Source organism: Gordonia sp. UBA7860 (assembly GCF_002500165.1).
Taxonomy (GTDB): Bacteria; Actinomycetota; Actinomycetes; order Mycobacteriales; family Mycobacteriaceae; genus Gordonia; species Gordonia sputi.
In genome coordinates, this window is record NZ_DLSO01000135.1 from 1 (window position 1) to 3,361 (window position 3,361).

The 3,361-nt window shown below is 57.9% G+C and carries 4 protein-coding genes; all 4 read left to right on the plus strand.

The window, feature by feature from the left end; translation table 11 throughout:
- The first annotated feature begins 346 nt into the window (after positions 1–346).
- Positions 347–1,039 carry a hypothetical protein gene (locus tag B3T59_RS16880; protein WP_287004422.1) on the plus strand — a complete coding sequence of 231 codons (693 nt, stop codon included), beginning with the start codon at positions 347–349 and terminating at the stop codon, positions 1,037–1,039.
- A 526-nt stretch (positions 1,040–1,565) separates the two neighbouring features.
- Positions 1,566–1,967 (plus strand): trypco2 family protein, encoded by a 402-nt coding sequence (locus B3T59_RS16885; RefSeq protein ID WP_287004424.1) that lies wholly within the window; start codon positions 1,566–1,568, stop codon positions 1,965–1,967.
- A 64-nt stretch (positions 1,968–2,031) separates the two neighbouring features.
- Entirely contained in the window at positions 2,032–2,859 is an 828-nt protein-coding gene (locus tag B3T59_RS16890; RefSeq protein ID WP_287004425.1) for a S1 family peptidase, read from the plus strand.
- The coding region (locus B3T59_RS16895) for a tetratricopeptide repeat protein (protein ID WP_287004426.1) at positions 2,856–3,361 on the plus strand (506 nt) is incomplete at its 3' end. The genes B3T59_RS16890 and B3T59_RS16895, both read left to right, overlap by 4 nt.

Sequence of the window (3,361 nt, forward strand, 5' to 3'; positions counted from 1 at the left end):
GGTTCACGGGGGACACGCCACCACAGCCAGTTAGCAGCGTCCGATGGCGGCAAGGCAAAGCGCCTGCCGCATCCTTAGTTCTCGAGCGTCACACCCGCAGAGTCACGGAGGTGCCGGAGTCTGTTCGAACGAATTGTTGTGCAAGCACATCTACTCGCTCCAGTCGCGTCTGTAGCCTCACCGCGTGGAACGACATGACTTCTTCGCGGAAACGGAGTCCGCTGATCCATGGACCAGCGAGACCACGACAACGTCGACGCTGCGGCGGGATCTTCTCACCCAGCTGAGGGCAGGACCCATCGCCGGTACCGACGACCTTGAGGCCGCGGTCGAACTGACCCACCTCGTGTGGGACGACCTGATCGCGTACGGCACGGGGGGTGGCAACGTGCTTGATGACGCCGAGCTAACCCTCGCGCAGCGCTCGCTGACTGCAGTCCTCGACCGGATCGGTATCGCGTTGACCTTCCCGTGGAGGGACTTCACAAGCTTCAAGTCACATTGGATTCGTAACGACTGCTCGGGCTCTTGGCAGGCTCGTCGGGACCTGCTCCAGAACCTCTTCGACCCAGTGCAGACCGAACTCGACCGCCAGGAGGACGCACAGTTCCGCGCCGTCACCGCAGAAGCCATCTCACCGCACAGCAGGATCGGCTGGCCGCGAGTGGACGAGGAACTCACCGAACTCCGCCGGCGATTTCGCTCTTCCTGTACCACCCAGGATTACCGTGATGTCGGCAACCGATGCGTCGCTGCTTTGGAAGCACTTAGCCGCGCCATCTACGATCCGGTGGTGCATCTTCGGGAAGGGGAAACCGAGCCGCCGGCCGACAAGACGAAGCAGCGTCTTGGTCGGTACGTAGAAGACTCCCTGGCAGGCAAGGACAACGAGGCCATCCGCGGCGTCGCGAGCAAGGTGATCGAACTCGCCCATAGCGTTAAGCACTCATCGGGGCCCACACGCAGGGAGGCCGGAATCGCCGCAGACTCTGTGATCATGCTGGCGAACATCCTTCGCCGGGTGGATCAGGACTTCTGATTCGCCGGCCGTGGGCCAGTCGATGCGCGAGACCCTCTCCTCATAGAGTTGCCCGTGACGATACGAGTTAGTTTTGGCGACTTGCATATTGCACAGATCAAGCGTCGACGCAAGAGCACGACGTATCCGCACGTAGACGTATCCGATCTGGAGAAGCATGGTGAGGATTTCGTCGAGCCAGCCCGAACCGGCACGGGGCGCTTCGCAGCATCCATCTTGACTAAAGTGGCTGGCCTGGGGCCGAGAACGCCTCCGCATGCGTACCAGCAGTCCAGACAACAACGGCCATCGACGCTATCGCGTTCTTCGAACCAGTCACCTCGCGTCCAGTCAAAGTGGACAGACGCCACGGTGGCGGGCATCACCACCTCACGAAGATTTGAGGCTCCGCCCTGGCCTCGCCTCGCAGGATCGCCGGACGCTCGGAGAGCTTAACTACGAGCGATTACTAAGCCTGTGTTGCTCAGACAGTTTCATAGCCAGGCGATAGGGTGTTCTCAACAATCACAGCGAGGAGACCACATCTATGCCGAGCAACCAAGCCGACCCACATCCACGTGGAAGAGTCCCGCTCGCAGATGCGATCGAATCACTGAGGGACGAATTGATGGTAACGATCTGGAAGTCGGCTTCTTCGTTTACCGTTGGCGACGAGACGTTTGACCTCAAATTCGCCGTAACGCCTATTGAGCTGACGTTGGAGGTGGCAGTAACCGGCGCGATCAAGGGCGAGGCCGGAATTAAGTGGTGGGTGGCTACAGCGACAGCAAGCAGCAGTCGAGAGAACTCAAATAAACAAATGTTGAAATTAACCCTTGATCCACGCCTCACAAAAACTAGCGGAGATGTTGCGGAGACGAAGGAGTTTTTGATCGATGGATCTGACGAAGACACAAAGACCAGTACAACAACTTTACTGCAGGACTAAGCTATGCGGAAGAACGCAATAGACAATTGAAGCAAAAACCGGCATAAGTATTGCATACAGAGCAGTGCTAATAACCTACCTTCGCGATGGCAAGAAGCGTAGAGGTTCCGGATTTCGGTTGGGCGGTCTCAACATTCTTACGGCTGCACACTGCGCCCACGGTGTCGAGCATTCGGTCGTCTGCGAGGGCGAGGAGTACTCGGCAGAAGTTTGTTGGATTAGTCCCAACACTTCAGTCGACATTGCTTTGCTTTGCGTTACAGGTTTGGAGCCTTTGCCATCGATTTCGATCGGCTATGTTGAGACTTCGAGCCCTGAAATGGTGCCTTGTTGGGCGCTGGGATATCCCCAGTGGAACGATAACGGCGAAGAACGCTACCGTGCTCAATCTGACGGGTATATTCCGACAGCAGAGGGTCCGGATGCATATTCGGACACGTCCATAATTCAGACGCTATCGTTTAAAATTACTTCACCGCAGGTCCGCGATCGTGCTGTTTCCGCAGGCGAGCTCGACAGCACGCCATGGGCCGGATTCTCTGGTACCGCGGTCGTCAGCGACACAGGCCATGTGCTCGGCGTAGTTCGCGGGCACATGCCGGCGGCTGGTACCGGATCACTCGTCATCACACCGATTGCCGCGATCGACAACCTAGAACAAGCGGAGCAATCCCGATTCTGGGATACTATTGGTGCTTCGCGAGCTGAACTTCGCTGCGTGTCACAAAGGCGTGATGTGAAGGTGGCGCCACTCGATGACCCAGATTTCGGCGATCTGGTCAAACGGCTCACAGAACTGAGCGATTTGCAGTTGCGGGCCCTGATCGATGACGAGGAGTACCGTGACAGACGGAACAGATTGCTGAATCGGCGGTTTGGGAGCGCCATATGACCGACGTGCCCGAAGTCGATGCGAAGGTTCTCGGTGGGTTGCTAAGTCGGGCGATCGCCCGATCCATCGAGATGCGGGATGTTCACAACCGCGAATTCTTGGCCCAGTTGGACGCACTCGCCAGGTTACAGCTGAATGCTGGCCACCATGCCGTCGCGCTTCGCTTGTTCGAGCATACTGCGAGAATCCGGCTCCAGGACCTCGGCTCAGATCACCCAGATAGCCTCAAGGCGCTAAGCAACGTGGCCGGAGCCCTTGCAGCTGGTGGAATGAGTGCGGCCGCACGCGAGCTGCTTCGTCGTGTTGAACAGATCCGAAGTACCGTGCTCGGCGTTGATCACCCGGACACGCTTAACACGCTCGACAGCATCGCCGGGACGCTTACAGCTGACGGCCATCCTGCTCAGGCAGCCTCGATATACGAGACCATAATCGAGCGAGCTGATCGCCTTCATTATTCAAGTCTTGCCCAAGCGGCTACCAACAACTTGGCGTACACCCT

Excerpts from the sequence above, each read along its gene's own strand:
- B3T59_RS16885 (WP_287004424.1), top strand. The coding sequence starts at position 1,566 with ATGCCGAGCAACCAAGCCGACCCACATCCACGTGGAAGAGTCCCGCTC.